This window comes from Silvimonas sp. JCM 19000 (assembly GCF_054652575.1).
In genome coordinates, this window is record NZ_BAAIHC010000075.1 from 1 (window position 1) to 332 (window position 332).

The 332-nt window shown below is 65.7% G+C and carries 1 protein-coding gene; it reads left to right on the plus strand.

Going from position 1 to position 332, the window contains the following annotated elements; genetic code table 11:
- Positions 1-332, plus strand: a 332-nt coding sequence (locus ACYQ1A_RS21825) for a hypothetical protein (RefSeq protein ID WP_499365826.1), incomplete at both ends; no start/stop codon positions are given.

Sequence of the window (332 nt, forward strand, 5' to 3'; positions counted from 1 at the left end):
GAAGCGATCGGCATGCTGGCCAGCACCGGCGCCGTGCCGACCCTGACCGCTGGGGCGCTGACGGTGCCTTCGATCAGCAGCATTGCGCTGAACAAGGTCGAGTACTGGCACAAGGACTTCCAGGGTTCGATTGCCGCCACCACGGACCAGGCCGGCACACTGACCGCCGCCTATGCCTACGACCCGTTCGGCAAACGCCGCTATACCGACGGCAACTACGACGCCGCCGGCAATATCGTAGTGGACTGGAGCGATACCACCAACGCCGGCACCGGCCGCGGCTACACCGGCCACCAGCAGCTGGACGACATCGGCCTGGTGCACATGAATGG